Below are 2,425 nucleotides of genomic sequence, written 5' to 3'. Positions count from 1 at the left end.
TCGGTCAGCGTGCTGCGGGACAGGCACTGGTGCATGCCGGTCAACAGCGCTAATACCTGGGCGACCTGGGGGGCGGCAGCGCGGGGCGCGCCGTCGTAGTGGGCGACGACGCGCCCGTCGCCGGTGCCGCCGTAGAGCTCGATCGACTCGATCCCGGTGAGCGCCAACGGCTCTCCGACCGCCAGACGCGCCGCGACCTCGACGCCGTCGCGCCGGTACCCCGGCCCGAACACCTCCGCGATCGCGCCGGTGGTCAGCGAGGCGAGCGCCGCACGGTCCAGGGAGGTGCGTGTGGTCCGCGCCAGCGGCTTGAACGCGCCTTCCCGTGCGAATCCGGTGCCGGGTCGCGCGGCGCGCACGTCGTCGGCCGATCCCGGACGGTTCGCGAGCGGCGCGGCCGGGGCCGCCGCGTCCTGTCCACCGGCGATGGTCGCGGTTCCCATGTCCGCACCGCGACCCGGCCGGGTCACGTGCTGTTCGCCGGGATGCGCGGTGGACTCCGCCCTACCGGTCGGAATACCCATGTCGGACAGGGGTGTTCCGACCGCGCGGGCCCACAGCGCACGCTGCAGGGCGACCTGCGCGGTGAGAGCGGCGCGGTGCGCGGTGACGACGCCGGTGCGGAGCTCGGCGATCGCGCCGCGTGGTGCGCCGCCACTCCCCTCGCTCGTCCGAGCGAGCGCGGGGGCCGCCAGGGCGGGGCCTCCGATCGATGGAGCGGCATCCTGGCGCTGCTGTGTGGGCTCCACCGCGTGTGCGGCAGGTTCCACGGCGCGGCCGGCGAGTTCCGCCGCACGAGTGGGACCGCTGGTCTGCCGCGCGGACTCCTGCCCGTGGCCCGGGTGCGGGACCGGCGGCGTCGCGTGCTGGCCGGGCCGCACGCCGGTCGGGTCGAAGGCGATGCCGTCGAAGTCGAGGATTGTCATCGGGTCCACTTCCTCACCGAGGTCTGGAACTTGTCCGTCAGGTCGGGCGTCGTGAGGACGGTGACGTCCGAGAAACGTTGCAGCACTGTGCCATCGGTGGACAGCGCGGTGGCGTCGATGCGGGCCTCCAGCCTGCTCGCGCGCGGGTTGTCGACCACCAGGACGAACGGTTCGGTGGCCGGGAGCGGATGGTGGTAGTCGATGCGGCCGACCCCGAGGGGCAGGCAGGCCGTGCCGAGCAGGCGGTGGCCGAGGACGGGCGGACCCTGCAGGATCAGGTCGGCGGCGACCGGGTCGTGCAGGTGGCCCGCGTAGGCGCCGGCGGCGACCGGGCCGGTGGGCAGGTGGCAGTCCAGGACGATCGCGGCGTCGCTCTCGGCCCGGATGGCACGCAGCCCCTGGAGCGCGGGGGCGTGGAACTGGATGGCGTCCCGGTAGATCCGCTCGGCGGAGATGCCCGGACCGGCCGGAATCGGCTGCCGGGCAGCGTGATCCGGGTCGGCCGCGAGCAGCAGGGTCGCCCGGAAGTGCGCCACCTTGCCGTCGAAGACGGTGGCGCGCACCGCGGTACGGCCGTCGATAGCGGCGACGGGGGTGAGCTCGATCTCGAGTGCGGTGACGGGGTGATCGAAGACGAGCCCCTTGAGAACCTGGTAGTCGCGGACGCCGACCACGGTGCGGCCGGGGCTGGTTCGTTCGGCGAGATGGATCATCGCGCCGAGGCCGAAGGTGGCGGGCAGCACGATGTGCTCGCCGATCCGGTGTGCCTCGATCACGGGTTCGTCGATCAAGCCGGCGATGTCGCGGCGGGCCCGCACCGTGCGCGCGGGCTGTTCGCCGGTGGACAGCGCGGTGGCGGCGCCGACCAGCAGCACCGGCTCGGGCCGACGGTCCGCGGTGAACTGGGTGGTGAAGGCGGCGGCGCCCGCGGCGGGGGCCAGCAGCGGGATGCCGCGAGCCCGGAAGTGTTCGCGCAGGTCAGCGGTCACCATGCCGCCGTCCCAGGCGCCCCAGTCGATCGCGGTGACGCGGGTTCCGGGATGCCTGCGCCGCCAGCTCACCGCGAACCGGCACAGCGCCTCGTTGGCGGCGGCGTAATCGGCCTGCCCGGTGTTGCCGAACAGGCCGGCCACCGAGGTGAACAGGACCAGGTCCGTCGGCTCCCCCACCGCGGCGAGGACGGCGGCCAGGCCACCGAGCTTCGGGCGCAGCACGCGAGCGATGGAGTCGGCGGTCTTGTCCGGGATCATCGAGTCGGCCAGGACCCCGGCGCCGTGCACGACTCCGGTGATCCGGTCGCGCCACGGCGCGACGGCCTCGGCGAGCGCCGTCGCGTCGGTGGCGTCGACGCTCAGGTACTCGGCGCGGTCGCCGAGTACGGCCAGGGTCGCGGGGATCTCGCGGACGGCGCCGGTTAACGACAAATTCACGGACACGTCCGGCTGTCCGGCAGCGCACACCGGGGGTCGACCGGTAGCGTCGGTGATGCGGGTCGCGTC

The 2,425-nt window shown here is 74.0% G+C and carries 1 protein-coding gene and 1 pseudogene; both read right to left on the bottom strand.

The features are described 5' to 3' along the window. Positions 1 to 926 (bottom strand): annotated as a pseudogene (locus tag QH270_RS07570) (hypothetical protein); the annotation flags it as partial. Beyond that, the coding region (locus QH270_RS07565; protein ID WP_280339777.1) for an SDR family NAD(P)-dependent oxidoreductase at positions 923 to 2,425 on the bottom strand (1,503 nt) is incomplete at its 5' end. The pseudogene QH270_RS07570 and the gene QH270_RS07565, both read right to left, overlap by 4 nt.

This window comes from Nocardia neocaledoniensis (assembly GCF_029868625.1).
GTDB classification, from domain to species: Bacteria; Actinomycetota; Actinomycetes; order Mycobacteriales; family Mycobacteriaceae; genus Nocardia; species Nocardia neocaledoniensis_A.
This window is presented reverse-complemented; position numbering and strand designations above follow the sequence as displayed.